Origin of the sequence: Paremcibacter congregatus, assembly GCF_006385135.1 — a bacterium.
GTDB classification, from domain to species: Bacteria; Pseudomonadota; Alphaproteobacteria; order Sphingomonadales; family Emcibacteraceae; genus Paremcibacter; species Paremcibacter congregatus.
Genome location: NZ_CP041025.1, coordinates 3,459,982 through 3,483,030, shown reverse-complemented (window position 1 = coordinate 3,483,030; position 23,049 = coordinate 3,459,982). Strand labels below are relative to the sequence as shown.

General features: G+C 55.0%; 16 protein-coding genes. 10 read left to right on the top strand and 6 right to left on the bottom strand.

Annotation, left to right across the window (positions count from 1 at the left end; genetic code table 11):
• Positions 1-101: 101 nt before the first annotated feature.
• Positions 102-1,922, bottom strand: a complete 1,821-nt coding sequence (locus FIV45_RS15395) for a tetratricopeptide repeat protein (protein ID WP_099473176.1) — start codon at positions 1,920-1,922, stop codon at positions 102-104.
• A 192-nt stretch (positions 1,923-2,114) separates the two neighbouring features.
• Between FIV45_RS15395 and FIV45_RS15390 the strand changes: the two genes are divergently transcribed.
• From FIV45_RS15390 to FIV45_RS15360, 7 genes are all read left to right on the top strand, one after another.
• Complete coding sequence (locus FIV45_RS15390; protein ID WP_099473175.1) at positions 2,115-4,367, top strand: NosR/NirI family protein; 2,253 nt, start codon at positions 2,115-2,117, stop codon at positions 4,365-4,367.
• A gap of 109 nt (positions 4,368-4,476) precedes the next feature.
• Positions 4,477-6,366: a TAT-dependent nitrous-oxide reductase gene (gene nosZ, locus FIV45_RS15385; protein ID WP_099473172.1), complete on the top strand. Its 1,890-nt coding sequence runs from the start codon at positions 4,477-4,479 to the stop codon at positions 6,364-6,366.
• A 12-nt stretch (positions 6,367-6,378) separates the two neighbouring features.
• The gene (locus FIV45_RS15380) at positions 6,379-7,716 is read left to right on the top strand and encodes a nitrous oxide reductase family maturation protein NosD (protein WP_099473170.1); all 1,338 of its coding nucleotides are present in this window, start codon (positions 6,379-6,381) and stop codon (positions 7,714-7,716) included.
• Positions 7,716-8,654, top strand: coding sequence for an ABC transporter ATP-binding protein (locus tag FIV45_RS15375; protein WP_099473168.1), 939 nt, complete (start codon positions 7,716-7,718; stop codon positions 8,652-8,654). The genes FIV45_RS15380 and FIV45_RS15375 overlap by 1 nt, the downstream gene beginning before the upstream one ends.
• Positions 8,647-9,480, top strand: coding sequence for an ABC transporter permease (locus tag FIV45_RS15370; protein ID WP_099473166.1), 834 nt, complete (start codon positions 8,647-8,649; stop codon positions 9,478-9,480). The genes FIV45_RS15375 and FIV45_RS15370 overlap by 8 nt, the downstream gene beginning before the upstream one ends.
• Positions 9,477-9,992 carry a nitrous oxide reductase accessory protein NosL gene (locus FIV45_RS15365; protein ID WP_099473164.1) on the top strand — a complete coding sequence of 172 codons (516 nt, stop codon included), beginning with the start codon at positions 9,477-9,479 and terminating at the stop codon, positions 9,990-9,992. Before FIV45_RS15370 ends, FIV45_RS15365 begins: the two co-directional genes overlap by 4 nt.
• A complete protein-coding gene (locus FIV45_RS15360) occupies positions 9,985-10,974 on the top strand; it encodes an FAD:protein FMN transferase (RefSeq protein ID WP_181040092.1) in 990 nt (329 codons plus the stop codon). Before FIV45_RS15365 ends, FIV45_RS15360 begins: the two co-directional genes overlap by 8 nt.
• Positions 10,975-11,024: 50 nt before the next feature.
• Here FIV45_RS15360 and FIV45_RS15355 read toward each other — a convergent pair whose 3' ends face one another.
• The 3 genes from FIV45_RS15355 to FIV45_RS15345 form a co-directional block, all read right to left on the bottom strand.
• Positions 11,025-13,394, bottom strand: a complete 2,370-nt coding sequence (locus tag FIV45_RS15355; protein WP_099473764.1) for a TonB-dependent receptor — start codon at positions 13,392-13,394, stop codon at positions 11,025-11,027.
• A gap of 210 nt (positions 13,395-13,604) precedes the next feature.
• Positions 13,605-14,168: a cob(I)yrinic acid a,c-diamide adenosyltransferase gene (locus tag FIV45_RS15350; protein ID WP_099473161.1), complete on the bottom strand. Its 564-nt coding sequence runs from the start codon at positions 14,166-14,168 to the stop codon at positions 13,605-13,607.
• A gap of 11 nt (positions 14,169-14,179) precedes the next feature.
• Positions 14,180-14,371: an HIG1 domain-containing protein gene (locus FIV45_RS15345; RefSeq protein WP_099473159.1), complete on the bottom strand. Its 192-nt coding sequence runs from the start codon at positions 14,369-14,371 to the stop codon at positions 14,180-14,182.
• A 182-nt stretch (positions 14,372-14,553) separates the two neighbouring features.
• On the opposite strand from FIV45_RS15345, the gene FIV45_RS15340 reads away from it, so the two are divergent.
• Together FIV45_RS15340 and FIV45_RS15335 are read left to right on the top strand one after the other, a co-directional pair.
• On the top strand, positions 14,554-16,683 hold the full coding sequence (locus FIV45_RS15340) for a prolyl oligopeptidase family serine peptidase (RefSeq protein ID WP_099473157.1): 2,130 nt from the start codon (positions 14,554-14,556) through the stop codon (positions 16,681-16,683).
• 316 nt (positions 16,684-16,999) lie between these two features.
• Positions 17,000-17,512 (top strand): hypothetical protein, encoded by a 513-nt coding sequence (locus tag FIV45_RS15335; protein ID WP_099473154.1) that lies wholly within the window; start codon positions 17,000-17,002, stop codon positions 17,510-17,512.
• A 264-nt stretch (positions 17,513-17,776) separates the two neighbouring features.
• Here FIV45_RS15335 and FIV45_RS15330 read toward each other — a convergent pair whose 3' ends face one another.
• Positions 17,777-19,420 (bottom strand): acyl-CoA dehydrogenase family protein, encoded by a 1,644-nt coding sequence (locus tag FIV45_RS15330; protein ID WP_099473152.1) that lies wholly within the window; start codon positions 19,418-19,420, stop codon positions 17,777-17,779.
• On the bottom strand, positions 19,417-20,727 hold the full coding sequence (gene ccrA / locus FIV45_RS15325) for a crotonyl-CoA carboxylase/reductase (RefSeq protein WP_099473150.1): 1,311 nt from the start codon (positions 20,725-20,727) through the stop codon (positions 19,417-19,419). The genes FIV45_RS15330 and ccrA overlap by 4 nt, the downstream gene beginning before the upstream one ends.
• Positions 20,728-21,007: 280 nt before the next feature.
• Between ccrA and FIV45_RS15320 the strand changes: the two genes are divergently transcribed.
• Complete coding sequence (locus tag FIV45_RS15320) at positions 21,008-23,029, top strand: protein meaA (protein WP_099473149.1); 2,022 nt, start codon at positions 21,008-21,010, stop codon at positions 23,027-23,029.
• Positions 23,030-23,049 lie beyond the last annotated feature (20 nt).

The window sequence follows — 23,049 nt, the reverse complement described above, 5'->3', positions numbered from 1 at the left end:
TACTAATGGAAAATATTTGACATGGCCAGCTTCCCTGACTGATTATCTGGCGACCGGACCAAGTAGAAGAGGCAGATGTTTTTCTTGCTCTTAATGAGGGATTATCGGGGAACAATGTCACAGGGTGCTGTCATGCGGATTTCGCTGCTCTCAAAAGCATTGGTGCCGTGCCACATATAGGAAGGAAAAAAGACTTGGACTCCCGCTTGGGGCTGAATAATCTTGCGCGGCGTACGGTCGCTTTCCGGGCCAAATCGGCTGGCGCCGAAATTGACCCATCCGGGTTTTTCAGCCGTCTTGTTATCCGCAGTAACTGCGGCGGGAAGTTTGACATAATAAGGCCCGCTGATCCAGCCTTTCGAATGATAGTGGTTAACATGAAATCCCGCGTTCCTCAGGCGGACTGACCAGGCGCCGGCGAATTTGATCAAATCGGTTTTTCGCCGTAAATGAGGATGGGTATCATCATCGGGCAAGGCCTTGATATAACGCAATGCCGCCTCAAAGACCGCCTGACGGAGCTTTTGGATGACGGGGGTGCGATTTGTATAAAGATCCCCGATGGTCTGGGTGCCGCCAATCAGGGTCTGGTCTCTTGGATTGACGTCGGAAATATGCAACCGGTCGAGTTCTCCTGCGAGGGCCTCATTAAATTCTTCAATGTGGGTAAAGCCGTCCGGCACTTCGAGGGCCATGGGCTTGACAAATTTATCGAAATCAAACAGCCAGTGATAGCGATCATCACCAAGAAGACGCCAGCAGTCTCCTTTGATTGCCCATATCTTCTGAAAATCCGGATTGATTTTTTCCGCGAGATCGGCTTGTTCCAGAGCGGCGGTATATTCCCCGCATTCGAGCAAAACCTGGGCATAGTCGGTGTAATATTCATCATTATCGGTAACAGTTTTGAGCAGATTTTCCAGGATATGACGTGCCTGCTCCGTTTGGCCTGCCGTGAGCTTCAGGTGCGCGAGGCGATGGTAAAGAGCAGGAGCTTCCCCTTGGTGCGTTAGAGCCTGTTCAATGACCTCGATCGCTTGCTCATTGGCGCCGCTGAGCGCCAGTTCCTCGGCATAGGCGGCGGCGATGTCAACGGATTCTGGTTGTTTTTCCATGGCCGTTATATATGAAGACAGGAAACCTTCATGACGACCGGTCTCCCACATCATGTTATTAACCACCCGGTGAATCTTGAGATTTCCTGGTTGAAGCAACAGCAGCTTCTGGTAGGCGACAATGGCGCGGTCAAAATCTTCTGTGCTGTGATGTAGTGATCCGATTGCTTCCCAGGTTTCGACCTGATCCGGCGTGGTGTTAAGAACATGATTAAAACATTGTCGGGCCTCGTCAAGTCGTGCGACCTCTCGATAGGCGGTACCCAGATTGTGGATCGCTTTGATAAAGGCGGGTTGTAAAGTGACGGCCTTTTCAAAGGCGCTGACGGCCTCGGTGAATTTTTCCTGACGTTTGTAGAGCAGGCCGAGAAGGTTATAATATTTGGCCTGATTGGGGGCGTATTTTATCGCCTTGGCGACCAGGCTAAGGCCTGCGTCAATCTGGCCGCGTTTTTCTTCGACAATGGCGCGGTTAAACCAGGCGTCGGCATATTTTTCTTCGAGATCCGTGGCATTCTTGTAGCTGCGCAGCGCGTCATCGGTCCGGTCGAGTTCAAAGTAGAGGTTGCCGAGATTGTTATGGACATGCGCTTGCTTCGGGTCAGCTTGCAAAGAGGCGCACATATATTTCTCGGCCTCGGGATAGTCTCCTTTGGCTTTCATGAAAGCCCCGAGCAACTGTAATGTATTGGGCTCTTTTGGTGCTTTCTGCAATATTTCGCGGCACAGCACAATGGCTTCTTCGGTCTTTCCAGACTTATGAAGCGTGAGGGAATTTTGTAGTTTTTCCTGAATATTAATAAGCATGACGTTGTTTATATCAGAAAAATATCATTGCAGAATAGAAAAGCCTGAATTTTTATGGTCAGGCGGTAAAATAGAACATTTCGAATAACTCTAATGTCATATTTTTGACGTGTATCAATCTCAACTTTTCTGAAAAATTCTATGTAGGGAAAAGATAAATCATCCGTACGCTCCCGAGCAGGAGGACAGGGTATGGAAAGTGAAGAAGGTTTAGAGATGTTATCAGGGGTTGAGCGGATTATCAGGAGAAGGCTGAAGGCCTTTTGTATATTACAGGTGCTTGGCATGTTGGCGGTCATCGGGAGTATCTCGGCGCGGGCGGCTGAGGGGGATCTGGAAAAGTATCTGGCGGAAATACCGGCGCCGTCCCTTTTTCCTGGCGGAGAGATGTATGGGCCCCTTGTTGCCGAAGGACCGCTGTCCCCTGTTCTGAAAGACGGGGAGATCATTGGATATGCTTTTTTGAACACCGACTTTGTCGGAGCCATTGGCTATTCCGGTAAACCGATCAAGGTGCTGATCGGGATGGACTTGGCGGGCCGGATTTCCGGCGCGCGGCTGGTCGCGCATGCGGAACCGATCGTGCTGGCTGGTATTCCGGAAGAGGAAATCGCCGATTTTATCAATGGCTACCGCGAGATTGACATTCTGAAACTGGCCAAGGAAAAGGGCGGAGAGCCGCCGCCGGTGGATATCGTTTCCGGGGCGACAGTCACTATTATGGTGATTGACGACAGTATCAAACGGGCGTCGGTGCGGGCGGCGCGTCTGCTGGGCATTGGTGGCCTGACGGTTGAAGCGACAAGTCCCCGGGCGATCAGAAGCCTGATCCCCCAGACGAGTACAGAAGACAAGGTCGCGGTTCAGGACTGGTCGAGCCTGCTCGGGGACGGTTCGGTGCGGCGTATGCGGCTCACCCTCAAGGATGTTAATCAGGCCTTCGTTGCTCAAGGCAATGCCGAGGCCATCGCCCGCCCGGAACAGGGCGCCGACGAGGATGTCTTTATTGATCTCTATGTCGCGTCACTGGCGGTGCCGACCATCGCCCGCAGCCTGCTGGGTAAATGGGAATATCGCAATTACCTGAACCGGGTAAAGGCGGGGCAGCAGGCCTTTGTCGTTATGGGCGAGGGGCATTATTCCTTCCGGGGATCAGGCTATGTACGCGGCGGGATTTTTGACCGCATTCAGGTGGTGCAGGGTGAGGAAGCCTTCCGCTTTACCGATCATGGCTATAAAAATCTGGGAGAGGTTGCGGCCGAGGGCGCGCCGGACTTCAATGAAGTGGCGCTCTTCTACGCCCCGAAAACCGCTGTCTTTAACCCGGCGGACAACTGGCAACTGCAATTGCTGGTCCAGCGGGCGATTGGCGCTCTGGAAAAGGTGTTTATCGCCTACGACCTGAATTACAAATTGCCTGAGCCTTATGTGAAGGTCACGCAACCGGTGTCCCGGGTCATGAACGCGCAGGACGAAGATAATGCGGCGGTCAATGCGCTGTGGAAGAAAATGTGGAAGGCGAAGATGCCGGAAGTGATTATTCTGGTTTCCGCCATCACGTTGCTGACCATTCTGTTCTTTGTGCAAAACCAGGTGGTGAAATATCGTGCGCTGACCGACCGTATCCGGCTGGGATTCCTGGTCTTTACCCTGTTCTATATTGGCTATTATGCTCAGGCCCAACTGTCCGTGGTCAATGTTTTTGTCTTCGCCAATGCGTTGCTGTCCGATTTTCGGTGGGAATTCTTCCTGATGGAGCCGATGATCTTCATCCTCTGGTGTTCCGTGGCGGTGTCGCTGCTGTTCTGGGGTCGGGGCGCCTATTGTGGCTGGCTGTGCCCATTCGGCGCGCTGCAGGAATTGACCAACAAGCTGGCGCGGCTTCTGCGCGTGCCGCAGATCACCGTCCCCTGGTGGCTGCATGAACGACTGTGGCCGATCAAATACATGATCTTTCTGGCGCTGCTCGGACTGTCTGTCTATTCACTGTCCATGGCGGAACATCTGGCGGAAGTGGAGCCTTTCAAGACCGCGATTGTGTTGAAATTCATGCGGGCCTGGCCGTACCTGCTGTTTGTGGGGGTCCTGCTGGCCGCCGGACTGTTTATTGAACGGTTTTATTGCCGCTATCTCTGCCCGCTGGGGGCGGCGTTGGCGATCCCGGGCAAACTCGCCATGTTTAACTGGCTGAAACGCTATCGCAACTGCGGCGATCCCTGTCACAAATGCGCCCAGGACTGCATGGTGCAGGCCATCGACCCCAAAGGCAATATCAATCCCAATGAATGCCTGCATTGTCTGCGCTGTCAGCAGACTTATTACGATGAAAAAGTCTGCCCGGTAATGATCCATAAGCTGGCCAAGGCCGGCAAGAAACCTGTCCCCGCAGAAGCGGTTGTGCGGCGGGGACGCAAACTTAATCAGACACGTGAACTAGGAGAATGAAGAACTTTGGCCGGCTGTAAGAAGGCTGGCTCGCTATTGCTACGAAGAGAACTCAGGGGCTGGTCGTAGGAAGCCGACCCCAGGGGATAATTTAAAACAGGAGAAAGTTATGACTGAAGAAAGCAAAAAAACCGGATTTTCCCGGCGGTCCGTTCTTGGCGGATCGGCGCTGGCGGCCGGCATCGGCATGGTCGGTGTGGGATCCATGTTGCCTCAGGCGGCGCACGCCAAAGCCAACAATGAAGTCCATCCAGGAGATCTGGATGAATATTATGGCTTCTGGAGCGGCGGCCAGTCCGGCGAAGTGCGGATTCTAGGCGTCCCGTCAATGCGTGAACTTATGCGCATTCCGGTCTTTAACCGTTGTAGCGCCACCGGCTGGGGGCAGACCAATGAAAGCCGCAAGATTCTGACGGAAAATATGCTGCCGCAGGAAACCGCTTTCTGGGCGGACAAGGGCGGTATTCCCACCAACGGCGATACCCATCACCCTCATATGTCCTTCACCGATGGTGCCTATGATGGTCGCTATGTGTTTATCAATGACAAGGCCAACACCCGTGTTGCCCGTATCCGTTGTGATATCATGAAGGTGGACAAGATTATTTCCATCCCGAATGCCGCCGATATTCATGGTCTGCGGCCGCAGAAATATCCGCGCACCGGCTATATCTTTGCCAATGGTGAACATCGGGTACCGTTGCCCAATGACGGGTCTGTACTGGATGACCCCAGCAAGTATCACGCGGTTTTCAGCGCCATTGACGGCGACGATATGGAAGTCAAATGGCAGGTGATAGTTGATGGCAATCTGGATAACACTGATGCGGATTATCAGGGTAAATATGCCTTCTCCACCTGTTACAATTCTGAAGAAGGCGTGACCCTGGCGGAAATGACTTCCAGTGAGCAGGATTGGGTCGTGGTCTTCGACATCAAGGCCATCGAAGCCGGCGTCAAGGCCGGGGACTTCAAGGTCTATGACGGCGGCGTACCGGTGCTTGACGGACGTAAAGGGTCTAAATATACCCGCTATATCCCGGTATCCAACAGCCCGCATGGCATCAATACCTGTCCGGATGGCAAGCATGTAATGATCAACGGCAAGCTGTCGCCCACCGTGTCTGTCATGGATGTGCGTAAACTGCCGGATGTGTTCAGCGATAAAATCAAGCCACGTGATGCCATCGTTGCGGAACCGAAACTGGGTCTTGGCCCGCTTCATACCGCCTTTGATAACCGGGGCAATGCCTATACCACCCTGTTCCTCGACAGTCAGGTCTGTAAATGGGATATCGAAAAAGCGATACAACAATATGGCGGCAAGGATGTTGATCCGATCATACAGAAACTGGATGTGCATTACCAACCGGGTCATAACCATACCACCATGGGCGAAACCAAGGATGCGGATGGTAAATGGCTGATCTCGCTGAATAAATTCTCCAAGGACCGTTATATCAATGTCGGCCCGCTGAAACCGGAAAATGATCAGTTGATCGATATTTCCGGCGACAAGATGAAACTGGTGCATGACGGCCCGACCTTTGCCGAGCCCCATGACTGTATCATGGTGCATCGTTCTCTCGTCAATCCGAAGAATTCTTACGGCTATGATGATCCGTATTTTGCCGATCTGGCGGAGCAGTGCAAAAAGGATGGCTTCGAAAGTCTGGATGAAGCCGATGGTATTGTGCGCGACGGCAACAAGGTCCGGGTCTATATGTATTCCCAGGCGCCAAGTTTCTCATTGGAGAAATTCACGGTCAAGCAAGGCGACGAAGTCACCATCATCATTACCAATATTGATGATATCGATGATCTGACCCACGGCTTTACCCTGTCGAATTATGGTGTCGCCATGGAGGTTCCGCCACAGGGCTCCGCATCGGTCACTTTTAAAGCTGATGCACCAGGGGTTCACTGGTTCTATTGTCAGTGGTTCTGTCATGCATTGCATATGGAAATGCGTGGCCGGATGCTGGTGGAACCTGCATAAGGTCAAGGGATCATGAGATCACTGAACATCATATCTAATCTGGGGGCGGCGCGGGTTTCCTGCGCCGCCCTGCGGCTGTTTTTTGCTTACTGCCTGGTGACCGGTATTTATGCGGGCTTGGGGGGGGGCGTATGGGCAAAAGATATTACGGTGACCGATAACCTGCAGCAGGCCATTGATCGGGCGATGTCCGGTGATCGGCTGTTGCTGGCGTCGGGGCGATATGAAGGGGCGTTTCTGATTGAAAAGCCGCTGGCGCTTGTCGGCGGTGGGGACGTGATCATTCAGGGAACGGGGACGGGCAATGTCATAACGGTGAAGGCGCCGGATGTAACCCTGTCGGGTCTGCACATCACCGGATCGGGACTGCTGCTGGAAACCCAGGATTCCGGGATATTCCTGTCCAAGGAAGCCACCGGGGCGGTGGTCGAGAATAATCAGCTGATTGATAATCTGATCGGCGTCTATGTTTGGGGCGCGAAGGATTCCGTCGTACGGACCAATGTCATTCGCGGGCGTCAGGATCTGCGGGTGAATGAACGCGGCAACGGGGTGCAAATCTGGAACGCACCGGGGGCGATGGTCGTGGGCAACGATATTCAGTATGGCCGCGACGGCATTTTTGTCACCACCAGCAAGAAGAATATCTTCCGCGATAATATTATTCATGAGGTGCGCTTTGCGGTGCATTATATGTATACCAACAACAGCACGGTAGAGGGCAACATCTCGCGCCATAACGATATTGGTTATGCGATCATGTTTTCCACCCATGTGGCGATGATCGACAATCAGTCTTTTGGTGATGAAGAACGCGGCATATTGTTTAATTACGCCAACCATACCAAGGTCATTGGCAACCGGGTTGACGGCGTGGACGGGGCGCCGGGGCCGGAAAAATGTATCTTTATCTATAATTCCAACAAGAATATCATTCAGGACAATCTGCTGTCCGGTTGCGATATCGGGGTGCAGTTCACCGCCGGATCGGAAGACAATGACATCACCGGGAATGCCTTTGTCGACAACCGGACCCAGGTGAAATATGTTGGCACCCGTTGGCTCGAATGGTCGACAGAAGGCCGGGGCAACTACTGGAGCGACAACAGCGCCTTTGATCTCGACGGGAATGGTATCGCCGATACGGTTTACCGGCCCAATGATCTGACCGACCAGATTCTGTGGCGCTATCCGGAGGCCAAACTGCTGGTCAACAGTCCGGCGGTGCAATTGCTGAAATGGGCCCAGTCGGCCTTTCCGGCGCTGCATCCGGGCGGGGTGGTCGATAGTGCGCCGCTGATGGATGTGCCGCCGCAATTCATAGAAAAAAACAACTTACAGGGCAAATGATGACAACAGGACCAAATATAAAATTGACGGGGGTGGCCAAGATCTACGGCACGACACCGGCGGTCAAGGCAGTGGATCTCGCGGTGGCGCCCGGCGAATGTCTGGCGCTTGTCGGCCATAACGGCGCAGGTAAAAGCACCCTGATCAAGATGGTGCTTGGCCTGGTGCAGCCCAGCAGTGGCGAGATTTCTGTCATGGGGCTTGACCCGCAGGCGCCGGGATTCCATGCCTTACGTAAGGATATCGGCTTCCTGCCGGAACAGGTGCTTTTCCAGAATAATATGACCGGGCGAGAGACCCTGAGCTTTTATGCCCGCCTCAAGGGCGCGCCGCTCGACAGTCTGGATGACCTTTTCCATAAAGTGGATCTGTTCGCCGCTGCCGATCAACGCATCTCGACCTATTCCAAGGGCATGCGGCAACGGCTTGGTCTGGCCCAGGCCCTGATCGGATCGCCGAAACTGCTGATTCTGGACGAACCGACCTCGGGGCTTGATCCTGTTTCGCGGCAGAATGTGTATGGCATCATCAATGCGGCCAAGCGGGACGGCGCGACGGTGCTGATTTCTTCTCATGCGCTGACCGAACTGGATGCGCGCATTGACCGGGTGGCCATCTTGAGCCGGGGTGATCTGGTGGCGCTCGGCAGGATTGCGGATCTGCGCCGCAATATCGGTCTTGCCTCCGACGTCACCCTCCGCGCCGCACCCGATGTAATGGCGAAACTGGCGCAACATTTTGACGGGGTGTATAGCCCGGATCATTTTATTAACGGCACCGCCATCCTGCCCTGTGCGCCGGATCAGAAAGTCGAATTCCTGCGGGAACTGGTCGATCTCAATCTGGAACTCAGCGATATTGTGGTCCATGATCCGAGCCTGGAAGAGGTATTTATGGCCTATAGCAGAGGTGCGGGCGGGGAGAAAAGTCATGGATAAGATATGGACCCTGCTGGCGAAAGAAGCCCGCGACGGATTTCGCAATCGCTGGGTGGTGATGATCACCCTGGTGATGACCGGACTTGCCCTGACCCTGAGCCTGCTCGGCAGTGCGCCCACCGGCAGCACCAGCGTCAATCCGCTGGCGGTGACGGTGGTCAGCCTGTCGTCTTTGAGCATTTTCTTCATACCCTTGATCGCCCTGCTGCTCGCCTATGACAGCGTGGTGGGGGAAGCCGAGCGCGGCACCCTGACCCTGCTGCTGGTGCATCCGGTGCGCCGGACCCAGGTGATTATTGGCAAATTCCTTGGACATGGTTTTCTGTTGTCGTTGGCGATCCTGATCGGTTATGGCGTTGCCGGACTGACCATTGCCCTGACCAGCGAGACGGGTTTTGCCGAACAACAATGGGGCAGCTTTAGCCGCTTGCTGCTGTCCTCGGTGCTGCTCGGCGCGATTTTCCTCGCCGTGGGCTATATGATCAGCGCCTGGGTCAGGGAACGCGGCATGGCGGCGGCGCTGGCGATTGGGGTCTGGCTGCTGTTCGTTTTGCTTTATGACATGGGCCTGCTGGCTCTGTTGGCGGCGGATGGCGACGGCGCGCTCAGTGGCGGGCTGGTCAAGGGACTGATGCTGGCCAATCCGACCGACAGCTACCGCATGTTTAATCTGACCGGCAGTCAGGATACGGCGCTGCTGTCGGGCATGGCGGGCCTCAGCGCTGATCATCGGGTGGCGGACAGTCATCTAGTGCTGATTATGGGGCTGTGGGTGGTGGTGCCACTGACCACTGCTTGTGCCATTTTTAACCGGAGGCAGTTATGAAAATTTACGCTCTTATCCTCAGTGTTCTGGTTCTGACCGCCTGTCAGGAAGAGATTGTCGCCCCGGACCCGGTGGCGCTGACCCGGGAGGCGGAAGGCTTTTACTGTAATATGATCGTCATTGATCATCCGGGCCCGAAAGCGCAGGTCTTTGAAAAGAACCGCGATCGGGCGATCTGGTTTACCTCGGTGCGCGATGCGCTGGCTTATAATATTCTGCCGGGGGAGGCGCAGCATGTTCTAGCGATCTATGTGCATGACATGGGACGAGCCGATAGTTGGGATCGTCCGAATGACGATGGCATCTGGATGAAGGCCAGCGCCGCTTATTATGTGATCGACAGCAATAGGCGCGGCGGCATGGGGGCCCGGGAAACCATTCCTTTCGGCGATCCGCGGAAAGCCGAAGCCTTCACGGTCGAGCATGGCGGACGGGTGGTGGCCTTCAATGATATCCCGACGGATTATCTGCTCGGGGATAGCGGCGAATATGGGAGCAATTCCGGTGAATAGACGGCGGTTTATCTCCATCAGCGCCGCCGCGATCGGCGTCGGGATGTTGCCGGGCGTGTCGTGGGCGCAGGGGGGAACGCCGTTGCGTTATTGGCAGGGGGCGGCCATGGGGGCGAAAGCCCAGATCCAGCTTTACGGCGCCGATGAGGCACAGGCCGAAGCGGTTTTTCGCCGCTGTCGGACGGAAATCGACCGGCTTGAGGGGATTTTCAGCCTCTACCGGCCGCAGTCGCAGATCAGCCGCCTGAACGAAACGGGCTTTCTTGATAACCCGCCACTGGAACTGCTGGACGTCATGTCGCGCTGTCAGGCCTGCTGGCAGAATTCCGGTGGCGCCTTTGATATCACCATTCAACCTTTGTGGCGGCTCTATGCCGATCATTTCGCGACAGCCCACGCCGATCCGGCCGGGCCGTCGGAGGCTGATATCCGCCAGACGTTAGAGCTGGTCGGCAGTGACAAGGTCACGCTGGGCTCGCGCCGCATCGAATTGCAAAAACCCGGCATGGGCATTTCCCTCAATGGCGTGGCGCAGGGCTATATCACCGACCGGGTGGTGGCGCTGTTGCGGGCGGCGGGCTTTGAGAATTGTCTGGTCTATATGGGCGAAACCTACGCCATGGGCCAGCATGATGATGGTCGCCCCTGGACGGCGGGCATATCTTCGCCCCTGCGGGACCGTAAAGTCCTTGCCCGGTTGCCGCTCCGGGATCAGGCGCTGGCGACTTCCGGCGGTTACGGCAGTCCCTTTTCCGATCAGAGCCGCCTGCATCATCTGCTCGATCCGCGCAGCGGCCATAGCGCCACTCATTACGGATCGGTATCTGTTGTTGCGCGGGACACGATGACCGCCGATATGCTGTCGACGGCGCTTTATGTTATGGCCCCGGACAAGCGCGACGACATCTGGGGGAAATATCCCGCGTTGTTGAAGGCGGTTTTTGTCGATGAGACGGGTCATCTGACGTCCTACCCGGCATAAAAAAAGGGCCCCCGACAGGGAGCCCTTGTGAGTTCAGGGTTAGGATAGGGTTAGAAACTATAACGCGCGGTCAGATACCACTGCCGCCCCCGGTCATAGAGACCTTCATAGGATTGGAAAGCATCGCCGATAATACCGGTATGGAGGTATTTCTCATCGGTGATGTTCTTGACCCCGAAAACAACAGTCATATTTTCATCGGCATTTTCCCAGGTCAGATTGGCGTTCAGCAGGTGATAACCGCCCTGATGGATCTGGACCGTATTGAAGGCGTCATTTTCAAATTGTGAACGGAAGGCCCAGTCGATCCGGGGCACCAGAGAGCCGTTCTGTCCCAACGAAATTTCCTTGGACATTGCGGCGCTGAAGGTCCAGTCGGACACCCGTTCAAGTTTCTTGTCTTTTGAAATAAGGGTGGTGACCGGGTCGATCGCATCATACTGCGCATCAAGATAGCCCATGCCGGCTTCGATAAACCAGCCGTCCGCCGGTGTCATCTGCATTTCCAGTTCGGCCCCCTTGATGGTTGCGGCCCCGGCATTTTTGGTGATCGGGGCAACGCCGGTATAGGTCTGGACCTGCATATCGGAATAATCGGTATAGAAGGTTGCGCCATTGAGCCGCAGCTTGCCGTCCATGCCGGAATATTTAAAGCCCAGCTCATAAACCCGCACGAATTCTGGCAGGAAGGTCGGAATCAGGTCGATATCCGGGGTGCCGGCGGGGGCGGTATAGGGTGCGACAATCGGCGGGAACACCCGCTGGGAAAAGCCACCCGATTTAAAGCCCTCGGAATAGCTGGCATAGGCCATCAGGTCATCGGACACGTCATAGGACAGATTGAGGTAGGGATCGAAATTATCGTAGGTCAGTTCTTTTTCCAGGAAAGGCAGCACCCGCTCTCCGGCCTGCATGAAGGGGGCGTCGAGCTGTGGATGCATTGACCCGGCAAAATAATTCTCATGAATGATCTGGTCGGGTTTGAATTTCTTCTTTTCGTCGGTATAGCGAATGCCGGCGGTGATGTGGAACCGGTCGGACACATCATAAGTGCCTTGGGCGAAGGCCGCGAGGCTCTGATTGTCATAGGTCCCGCCACTGCGGAAGCGCGACACGGTGAAATCCAGTTCATTCACGTTGTTGCCGGTTTCTTTAAAATAATACAGTCCGACAATCCAGTTGAGCTGATCCTCCAGAGCTGTGCCGAGAAACTGGACTTCCTGGGTGAATTGTTCCTGTTCCAGCAGGTCCTGGAACTGCGACACCCGGTGCGGTGAATGGTCGCCGTCGCGGGAGAAAGTGGCATCGAGATTGCGGTATGCGGTAATCGAACGCACAGAAATATCCTCACTGAAGGCCCAGTCTATATTGAGGTTGGCGGCCCAGAAATCGGTGTTGGAATAGGCGGGCGCCGTGCCGGAAGACCGGCTTTCTCCGTCGTAAACATATCGGTCATCATAACAGCCCGGCACCGCCAGGTTCAACGGGGCGTTCGGCAGGGCGCAGGGAATGGGGCCATTGCCGGCCGCCAGATTGGCGCCGACATTATGAATAACCGCCATGGGCGGGGTGTCCGGGTCTACCGGGTTGCCGTAATTCACGCCGATCAGGGTCAGGGCCGGGCCATTTTCCCGATCACGACTGGCCTCGAAGGAGAAGTTGATCTCCAGATCCTCGGAAGGGGTAAGCAGGAAGGACGCCCGCCCGGACAGGGTGTCGTCATCCCCGAGATCAACCCCGTCATCCCGCAGAACATAACCATCCTGGGACAAATAGGCGCCGGAGAATTTGGCGAAGAAATTATCCGCCAGCGGCAGGTTGACGGTTGCTTTCAGGTCGAGGCGGTCGTCACTGCCATAAGTGGCGGAAACTTTACCGGCCAGGGTTTCATGAGGTTTCTGGGTGGTGATGCTGATGGCGCCGCCGATGGTGTTGCGGCCAAACAGGGTGCCCTGGGGGCCTTTCAACACTTCAATGCGTTCCACATCCACCAGATCCAGAATGCCGCCAACGGATCGGGCGATATACACCCCGTCGACATAAAGACCAACCCCCGGATCAACGGTGGGCAGAAATTCCTTTTGCCCGACGCCGCGAATATAGATGGCGGCGGAATTGCTCGCCCCGCCAAAGCTCGGGTTATTCTGGAAGGACAGGTTGGGGGTGAATTGAGCGATTTCCCCCACATTGGTCACACCGCGGTATTCCAGGCTACTGCCGGAAAAGGCGGAAATGGCGATCGGCGTGCTCTGCAGGCCCTCTTCCCGTTTACGGGCGGTGACGGTAATCTCTTCCAGTAACCAGCTGGTGCTGTTGGCGGCGGGGGCGTCCTGCGCAACCGCCACCGGTGTGAGAAGGGCAGAGGCCAGTAATGTACTGCATAAAAAACGCCCTGAAAGTCCTGAATATTTATTTGGCATAAAAGCCTCCACTATAAGGTTATGATTTTTTTGTTCTGGCATGACGGGTCATGGCTAAGATAATTTAACCTGTTAAGTATTTGGCATTAGGCAGGGGAAGGGCTATTCAGATAACGCAGGCATTATCTCGGTTATGCAATTTTCGCATATAATAAAGGCCTGGCCCCGAAGGAGGACCAGACCTGATAAAATAAATGTTCCGGCGTCGACCTAGCGATTTGCGCCGGGCACCCACAGGACATCATCGGCGCCGTTGTTGTTCAGGGCGCGGCCCATGACAAAGGCGTGATCAGACAGACGGTTGAGATAACGGATCACCACCGGGTTGATGTCTTCGGTTTCGGCTGTCTGAACCAGTAACCGTTCGGCGCGTCGGACAATGGTGCGACACAGATGCAGCGCCGCCGCCGCCGGACTGCCGCCGGGCAGAATAAAACTGTTCAGTGGCGCGAGATCGGCATTCATCTGATCAATTTCATTTTCCAGACGCGTGACCTGAGCCTCAATGATGCGCAGTTCATACTGGGGATCAACAGACCCGGCCGGGGTCGAGACATCGGCGCCGGCATCAAACAGGTCATTCTGAATCCGCGACAGCATGACGTCATGTTCGCCCGTGGTATGCAGGCGGGCAAGGCCGTAGGCGGCGTTGGCCTCGTCAATGGTGCCATAAGCCTCAATCCGCGGAGCGTATTTCGGCTGGCGGCTACCATCGCTCAATGACGTCTGTCCCTTGTCGCCGCCCCGGGTATAGATTTTGGTCAGTTTAACCATCCGGATCGCCTTTAGGTATAGAGATACAGATACAGCACGACGAGGGCCAGGGTGACGAACTGAGACGCGACCCGCAACTGCATCATCCGGTTGCCATGCTTTTTGTTGAAGTTGCCGCCCTGACTCATGGTTGCAACGCCAAGAATCATAACGCCGCCAGTAAAGACCACCCCGATAATAATCAGAATAAGAAGCCAGTTCATATCATTATATTCCTTTTATTGCCTGCATTTTAGCAGATTAGTTTTAGAAAAAGCCGTTTATACGCATAATATGCCTTTTTTGGGCAATTAAATACTATTTTCTTGGCGTTTACAGGCGCAGGCTATAGGGTTTTGCGCCAAAGAGGAAGCAATAAATAATTTCTTCAAAATGGGAAGTGAATATGGGTTCTTTACGTTGGGTGGGGGCTGTTGCCGCCGCCGTTGTCACCTTCTCCGGCACATCCATATCTACTGTTACCGCTGAACAGGTGGAAAGCAATGATATTGATCAGTCTTTGCTGTGGCTGGAAGAAGTGGAGGGGGAAAAAGCGCTAGACTGGGTTCGCACACAGAATGCGGCCACTCTGGCAAAACTGACCAAAGACCCAATGTTCTCCGGTTTCAAACAACAGGCCTATGATATTCTCACCGCAGCAGATCGTATTACCTCCGGCACATTGCGCGGGGGCTATGTGTATAATTTCTGGCGCGACAAGACCCATGTGCGCGGCATTTGGCGTCGGGCGACGGTTGAAAGCTACAAGGCCGGCGCGGCGGAATGGGACACGCTGCTGGATGTGGATGCCCTGGCGAAAGCGGAAGATAAAAACTGGGTCTATAAAGGCGCCAGTTGTCTGGCCCCGGATTATACCCGTTGTCTGATTGATCTGTCCCCTGGCGGCACCGACGCGACCACCTATCGTGAATTTGACGTGACAGCCAAGGCGTTTGTTGATGGCGGTTTTCAGGTGCCATTGGCCAAAACCAACCTGGGCTGGGAAGATCAGGATACCCTGTTGATTGGCACGGATTGGGGACCTGACGATCAGGGTGTTTCGGCCATGAACAGTTCCGGTTATCCCCGGATCATGAAACGCTGGAAACGCGGTACGCCACTGGCCGATGCGACGACAGTGCTGGAAACAGGGCATGAGGAAACATTCTCCTTCCCGTTCAGTTTCGATCGGCCGGAAGGCAAGGCCGTTTTTGTCATGCGGGGCCATGATTTTTACCATGCAACCTATTATCTGGTGGACGGGAACGGACAACTTCAGGAACTGCCGCTGCCGAAGAAAATAGGCGTTTCCGGCATGTTCAAAGGTCAGATTCTGGTGATCCTGAAAGAAGACTGGCGCGGCCATAATAAAGGCGGTTTGGTGAGCTTTGACCTGCAGGCCTTCCGCGACAGCGGCGAGATTGCCACGCTTACCCCGGTTTTTGATCCGGGCCTTGCCGGCACCATCGAGAATGTCGTGGTCACGAAAGACAAGGTTTATACCGTCGGGCTTGAGCATGTCTCAAGCCGCATCCGGGAGTTCTCTCTGGATAAAGGTGTCTGGCAGGGCCGCAAGATTGATTTTGGCGGTGAAGATGTCTTCTCCATCAAATCGGCCAGCGGCAGCAGCAACGACATGTTGATGGCGCGGGATGGTCTGTTGACACCACCAAGTCTGTATTTCGTCAATTTTGTCGCGGGCGAGGAAGTCAAGTTGCAGTCTTTGCCGCCGCGGTTCGATACAAAAGACCTGAAGCTGGAAAAACGTTTCGCCATCAGTAAAGATGGCACGAAAATTCCTTATTTTATCGTCTATAAAGACGGTGCCAAACTGGATAAATCAACGCCGGTTCTGCAGTATGGTTATGGCGGGTTCGAAATTTCCATTTTGCCGCATTATAGCGGGTTACGGGGCAAGTTGTGGCTTGAAAAAGGCGGCGCATATGTGATCGCCAATATCCGCGGTGGCGGCGAATACGGCCCACGCTGGCATCAGGCGGCGTTGCTGGAAAATCGTCAGCGGGCCTATGAAGATTTCTTCGCCGTCGCCGAAGAAGTCCAGAACAGCGGTCTGAGTTCCCCGGAACATTACGGTATTGATGGCCGCAGCAACGGTGGCCTGCTGATGGGCGTTTCCTTTACCCAGCGGCCCGACCTGTTTAATGCGGTGATTTGCGGTGTGCCTTTGCTTGATATGAAACGCTACAACAAACTGCTGGCCGGCGCGAGCTGGATGGCGGAATATGGCAATCCGGATACCGATGACTGGGACTTTATCCAGAAATATTCGCCGCTTCAGAATCTGAAAAAAGACATGGATTACCCGACCGTCTATTTCTTTACCTCGACCAAGGACGACAGGGTTCACCCGGGACATGCCCGTAAAATGGCGGCCAAGATGGCGGCGTACGGTCATCCGTTCTATTATTATGAGAATATTGAGGGCGGTCATAAGGGCAACGCCAATTATGATCAGGAAGCCACCATGCGCGCTCTGGAATATGTCTATCTCTGGCGGCAGTTAGGTCAGAATTGAGGGGAGGCAGGCAAGCGGTTCCGATAGAAGAACCGCGCATGCAGAGGGGGAAGAAGGCATCATCATAAGATGCCATATAAAAGATCGGTGAAGAGGCCTTAAGGCCCGCATGAACGGTCAGTTGGGATTGTCAGACTTTCGGGTCTGGCGGGATAATCCTCGAAAAGGGCAGAGTCCCGATAACTCGGGCCCTCATAACTTGGGACAGGCAGCGGAAGTTGTCTGTCTCATTTATATTTTGGGGGACGTGATTTGGTTCTTTTGGCTGTTTGGGGTATGATGCACCTGAATTGGGATGCAATAAGGATGACATCAGGTGGGGACTGAAATTGTTCGATATTATTCAAGTGTAAATGAAGCCCGTATCGCCCGGGGATATCTGGAAAGCCACGGCATTACAGCCTGGCTGCGGGATGCTCACATTATTGAGCAGCAATGGTATTACACCACCACCATCGGGGATGTGAAGCTTTGTGTGCTCGCGCCGGACAGGGCGGCGGCCGACTGCCTTTTGGCAGACATCGAACAACGTTATCATAAAAGCATCGCGCATCAATGCCCGACCTGTTCATCTGCAAAACTCACCCGTTATCGCCGCTATACCGAGAAGCAGTTTTCCGTTCTGGGCATATTGGCCCTGTTGTTTCCCATTTTGCTGCCATTTTATGTGCCGCCAATGAAATATGGTTTTGTCCGCTGTTTACAGTGTCAGGCTGATTTTTATGATGATTTACAGGGCGGTGCACTGAGGCCTGTGGGAGGGCCGCTGGTGACAATCCCGCGGCTGGTTTTTGTCTATCTGCTCCTGATGGCAGGGCGTTATCTGTAAGATCTGCCCCTGCCCAAAAAAAATGACCGCGCGGCGGTGAGGCCGGCGGTCAGTTGGGATTGTCAGAACAATCGTCCTGACGGGGATAATTCTGTGTTCGCGGATCAGCTGTGCCTGATCCAGCGGAGGAATCGTAAATCTGTATATGTCTATATGTACGCCATATGAGATAAATTGCAAATATTATTCTGATTTTTCTTATAATATTGAACAATAGTTGTCCATACAATCAAAAAAAGAGTAATTATAGTATAGATCCCTTATTTATGCCAACAGGCGTCTGGCGATGACATCGGCCTGAATTTCGGCCGCGCCTTCGAAAATATTGAGGATACGTGCATCACAGAGCACGCGGCTGATCTGATATTCCAGCGCATAACCATTGCCGCCATGAATCTGCAATGCATTGTCGGCGGTGCTCCAGGCGACGCGTGCCCCGAGCAGCTTGGCCATGCCGGCTTCGATATCGCAGCGTTTATCCTCGTCTTTCTGACGGGCGGCGAAATAGGTCAGTTGCCGGCACATCATGATTTCCACGGCGGCCAGGGCAATTTTGCTGTGGACCCGGGGGAAGCCATAGATCGGTTTGCCAAACTGCACCCGTTCGGTGGCGTAACGCAGGCCGAGCTCTAACGCGCATTGGGCGACCCCAAGGGCGCGGGCGGCGGTCTGAATGCGCGCCGATTCGAAGGTGGTCATCAATTGCTTGAAGCCATTGCCCTCTTCGCCGCCGAGCAGGTTTTCAGACGGCACCGTGAAATTATCAAAGCCAAGCTCGAATTCCTTCATGCCCCGGTAGCCGAGCACTTCGATCTCGCCGCCGGTCATGCCGTCGGTCGGGAAAGGATTGTCATCTGTGCCGCGCGCCTTTTCGGCGAGAAACATGCTCAGGCCTTTATAGCCCGGCTGATCCGGATTTGTGCGCACCAGAAGGGTCATGACATCGGCGCGGGCCGCATGGGTGATCCAGGTCTTGTTGCCGGTGATGCGATAGAGATCGCCGTCTTTCACCGCGCGGGTCTTGAGGGAGCCAAGGTCGGAGCCGGTGTTAGGTTCGGTGAAGACCGCCGTCGGCAGGGTTTCACCCCTTGCAATACGGGGCAGCCATTTCTTTTTTTGCTCATCCGTGCCGCCGCCCATGATTAATTCGGCGGCAATTTCCGAGCGGGTGCCGAGAGAACCGACGCCGATATAGCCGCGGCTGAGTTCTTCGGAGACAATGCACATGCTGGTCTTGCCGAGTTCCGAGCCGTCATATTCTTCCGGAATGGTCAGGCCAAAGACGCCCATCTCGCTCATCTTGTCGATGATTTCCATGGGGATATAGTCATCTTTCAGGTGCCATTCATGGGCGTGGGGAATGACTTCCTCATTGGCGAAACGGCGGAACTGATCGCGGATCATTTCATACATTTCGTCAAGACCGGGATTGCCGAAGGCCCCCGTGTCGACACTATGTTCGATCAATCCGGCGAGCCGGGCGCGGTTTTCCGGCGTGTTGCCCGTGTCGATCAAACTTTTGACCTCGGGGGTATAGAGCGCATGCACCGCGTCATCATCGACCCACATATCGGCCGGACGGATGATCTCGGTCTGGCTCATGGCGATGCCGCCCCACAGCTGACTGAGATATTCGCCAAAACCGATGCGGACGATCAGTTCTTCCAGATCGGTGAATTTATCCTCGGCGTCAAGGGCCAGGGCCCAGGCCAGGGTCTGGCGCAGGGTTTCCACATAAGTGGCGAGCCAGGAAAAGCCGTGGGAGGCGAACTGGTTCTGCTCCATAAGGCTGCGGTCAAGTTTACCGTCAACCGTCAGATGCTGTTTCAGGGATGTGCGCGCGGCGTCGGCATAGGTGCCGGCGGCGGCGGTGGCCGCCGCGCAATTCTTGAAAAGATCGCTGCTCATCCGTTGTTCCCCGCTTCGACACAATCTTCAAAAGTATGCAGGCCAGGGCGTTTGGCGCTGACCAGCACGGCCATGTTGCCGGGCTTATGCTGGTTCTTCCACATTTTGGTATGGGCCGGGGGGATATCCTCCCAGGAGAAAACTTCTGACATGCAGGGGTCGATACGCCGCTCCACCACCAGCTGATTGGCTTGGGAGGCCTGCTTGAGGTTGGCGAAATGGCTACCCTGAATACGTTTTTGCCGCATCCAGACGAAACGGGCGTCAAAGGTCAGGTTAAAACCGGTGGTGCCGGCGCAGAAAACCACCATGCCGCCGCGTTTGACCACGAAACAGGAAACAGGGAAGGTGGCCTCGCCCGGATGTTCAAAGACGAAATCCACGTCATTGCCTTTGCCGGTAATGGCCCAGATGGCTTTGCCGAATTCGCGGGCTTTCTTGTTATAGGCGGCGTAGACCTCCTGATCTCCCACTGGCGGCAATTGGCCCCAGCAGTCAAAATCATTGCGGTTGATAACACCCTTGGCGCCGAGGGACATGACAAAATCGCGTTTGCTTTCATCGGAAATCACCCCGATGGCATGGGCGCCGGCGGCGGCGATCAATTGCACCGCCATGGAGCCGAGGCCACCAGACGCGCCCCAGACCAGAACATTATGGCCCGGCCGCAGGATATGGGGCCGATGGCCGAACAGCATGCGATAGGCGGTGGCCAGCGTCAGGGTATAGCAGGCGCTTTCTTCCCAGGTCAGATGGCGGGGACGATGCATCAGCTGCCGGGCCTGAACCCGGGTGAATTGCGAGAAGGAACCGTCCGGGGTTTCATAGCCCCAGATTTTCTGGGATGGACTGTTCATGGGATCGCCGCCGTTGCATTCCTCATCATCACCGTCATCCTGGTTACAATGGACGACGACTTCATCACCGACCTTGAAGCGTTTTACCCGGCGACCGACTTTATAGACAATCCCGGACGCATCGGAACCGGCGATATGGTGATCTGATTTATGGACATCGAAGACGGACATGGGGATGCCGAGCCCGGCCCAGACGCCATTGTAGTTCACCCCGGCGGCCATCACCAGAATCAAGACCTCGTCAGATTCAATTTCCGGAACGTCAACCACTTCCTGCTGCATGGCCTGTTCCGGGGGACCCTGGCGGTCGCGACGGATGACCCAGGCGTGCATTTTCTTTGGAACATGGCCAAGGGGCGGAATTTCGCCGACGTCATACAGGTCCTTGATTTCGAATTTTCCTTCAAGGGTATTGAGATCAGGCTGTTCTGTTTCGATTTGGTCTGTCATTTTTTACCTCATTAGTCCTATACCATACTGATTCTATCGCAACGCAACATGCCTTAACTCAACTTACGTGCGTGTAAATGCGCCGTTTCTGTTGCGGGCTCTATGGTTTTATCGTAACCTATTTTTTTGTTGCACTGCAATAATAATTATATTATTTCTTAAAAAAGGTCTAGAGGGTAATTATATTTTATTTTCTGGGTAATATTTATGCGATAGAAAATTAGAACAGGCGTATGATATACTAATAACCAGTCGCCGCAAAGTAAGGGAAGCAGATAATATGTCATCTCCAACGGAAGCCCCGAAGGCATCTCATGGTACGCCGGTCAAAGATCGGCCCTGGCTGTTCCGGACGTATTCCGGCCATTCTTCTGCGGCCGCTTCCAACGAACTTTACCGCACGAATCTTAAAAAAGGCCAAACGGGCCTGTCGGTGGCCTTCGATCTGCCGACCCAGACCGGTTATGACAGCGATCATGTGCTGGCCCGGGGCGAGGTGGGCAAGGTCGGGGTGCCGATTTGCCACCTGGGCGACATGCGCACCCTGTTCAAGGATATCCCGCTGGAACAGATGAACACCTCGATGACCATTAACGCGCCGTCCCCGTGGCTGCTGGCGCTTTATGTTGCCGCCGCCGAGGAACAGGGGGCGGACCGCGCCAAGCTTTCCGGCACAGTGCAGAATGACATCATCAAGGAATATCTCAGCCGCGGCACCTATATCTTTCCGCCGGCGCCGAGCATGCGTCTGATCACCGATGTGATCAGCTTCACCTATAAGGAAATCCCCCGCTGGAATCCGACCAATGTCTGCAGCTATCATCTGCAGGAAGCGGGGGCGACGCCGGTGCAGGAACTGGCCTTCGCGCTGGCGACCTCGATCGCGGTTCTGGACGCCATCAAGGCGGGCGGTCAGGTGGCGGCAGAAGATTTCCCGAAAGTGGTGGGCCGCATCAGCTTTTTCGTCAATGCCGGGATGCGGTTCGTTACCGAAATCGCCAAGATGCGCGCCTTTGTTGAATTGTGGGACGAAATCACCCGCGAACGCTACGGCGTGGAAGATCCGAAGTACCGTCGCTTCCGCTATGGGGTTCAAGTCAACAGTCTGGGCCTCACGGAACAGCAGCCGGAAAATAACGTCTATCGCATCATGATCGAGATGCTGGCGGTGGTGCTCAGCAAGAATGCCCGCGCCCGGGCGGTGCAATTGCCCGCCTGGAACGAGGCGCTCGGTCTGCCGCGGCCCTGGGATCAGCAATGGTCTTTGCGCCTGCAACAGATCATGGCGATGGAAACCGATCTGCTGGAATATGGTGATTTGTTTGACGGCTCCCATGTGATGGACGAGAAGGTTCAGGCCCTGAAGGCTGAAACCCGGGCGGAAATTGACAAGATCGAAGCGCTGGGCGGCGCCATTGCGGCAGTGGAAAACGCCTATATGAAAAACCTGCTGGTGGGATCGAACAGCGCCCGACTGCAGGCGATTGAGCAGGGCACGCAGACGGTGGTCGGGGTCAATCAATATACCGAAACCGCCCCGTCTCCGTTGATGGAAGGCAATGACGGCGGCATTATGACCGTTGATCCGAAGGCCGAAGCCGAGCAGATCGCCCGGCTTGAGTCCTGGCGCGCCGCGCGGGATGACGCGGCTGTCGCAAAAGCTTTGGCGGACCTGAAACAGGCGGCCGAGACAGGCGAAAATATTATGGAGCCGAGCATCGCGGCGGCGAAGGCCGGGGTCACCACCGGCGAATGGGGACAGGCGTTGCGGGATGTTTTCGGGGAATATCGCGCCCCCACCGGGGTCAGCAGCGAACTGAAAGACGGGGAGGCGGAGAAATTCGCCGCGATTCGGGAGAAAGTTGGCGAGATTGGCAAAACCCTCGGGGCGGATATCCGCTTCCTCGTTGGCAAGCCGGGACTGGATGGCCATTCCAACGGCGCGGAACAGATTGCCGTGCGGGCTCAACAGGCGGGCATGACGGTGTTTTATGACGGCATTCGCCTGACGCCAAAGGAGATTGTATCTTCGGCGCTGGAGCATAAGGTGCATGCGGTGGGGTTATCGATTTTGTCAGGATCACATATCCCGCTGGTCCGGCAGGTGATGACGTTGATGACGGAGGCCGGACTTGGCGAAGTGCCTGTGGTGGTTGGCGGTATTATCCCGGAACAGGATGAGCAGGCGCTGCTGGATATGGGGGTCACCCGTATCTACACACCGAAGGATTATCAGATGACCGACATCATGGAAGACATTGCCGATGTGGTCGGACGGCGTCACAACAGTTATCCTTTCTAAGGAATAGGCAGAAAAGAGAG

Excerpts from the sequence above, each read along its gene's own strand:
- FIV45_RS15375 (WP_099473168.1), top strand. The coding sequence starts at position 7,716 with ATGACAACAGGACCAAATATAAAATTGACGGGGGTGGCCAAGATCTAC.
- FIV45_RS15395 (WP_099473176.1), bottom strand. The coding sequence starts at position 1,922 with ATGCTTATTAATATTCAGGAAAAACTACAAAATTCCCTCACGCTTCAT.
- ccrA (WP_099473150.1), bottom strand. The coding sequence starts at position 20,727 with ATGACAGACCAAATCGAAACAGAACAGCCTGATCTCAATACCCTTGAA.
- nosZ (WP_099473172.1), top strand. The coding sequence starts at position 4,477 with ATGACTGAAGAAAGCAAAAAAACCGGATTTTCCCGGCGGTCCGTTCTT.
- FIV45_RS15355 (WP_099473764.1), bottom strand. The coding sequence starts at position 13,394 with ATGCCAAATAAATATTCAGGACTTTCAGGGCGTTTTTTATGCAGTACA.
- FIV45_RS15340 (WP_099473157.1), top strand. The coding sequence starts at position 14,554 with ATGGGTTCTTTACGTTGGGTGGGGGCTGTTGCCGCCGCCGTTGTCACC.
- FIV45_RS15370 (WP_099473166.1), top strand. The coding sequence starts at position 8,647 with ATGGATAAGATATGGACCCTGCTGGCGAAAGAAGCCCGCGACGGATTT.
- FIV45_RS15320 (WP_099473149.1), top strand. The coding sequence starts at position 21,008 with ATGTCATCTCCAACGGAAGCCCCGAAGGCATCTCATGGTACGCCGGTC.
- FIV45_RS15365 (WP_099473164.1), top strand. The coding sequence starts at position 9,477 with ATGAAAATTTACGCTCTTATCCTCAGTGTTCTGGTTCTGACCGCCTGT.
- FIV45_RS15380 (WP_099473170.1), top strand. The coding sequence starts at position 6,379 with ATGAGATCACTGAACATCATATCTAATCTGGGGGCGGCGCGGGTTTCC.
- FIV45_RS15350 (WP_099473161.1), bottom strand. The coding sequence starts at position 14,168 with ATGGTTAAACTGACCAAAATCTATACCCGGGGCGGCGACAAGGGACAG.
- FIV45_RS15345 (WP_099473159.1), bottom strand. The coding sequence starts at position 14,371 with ATGAACTGGCTTCTTATTCTGATTATTATCGGGGTGGTCTTTACTGGC.
- FIV45_RS15390 (WP_099473175.1), top strand. The coding sequence starts at position 2,115 with ATGGAAAGTGAAGAAGGTTTAGAGATGTTATCAGGGGTTGAGCGGATT.
- FIV45_RS15330 (WP_099473152.1), bottom strand. The coding sequence starts at position 19,420 with ATGAGCAGCGATCTTTTCAAGAATTGCGCGGCGGCCACCGCCGCCGCC.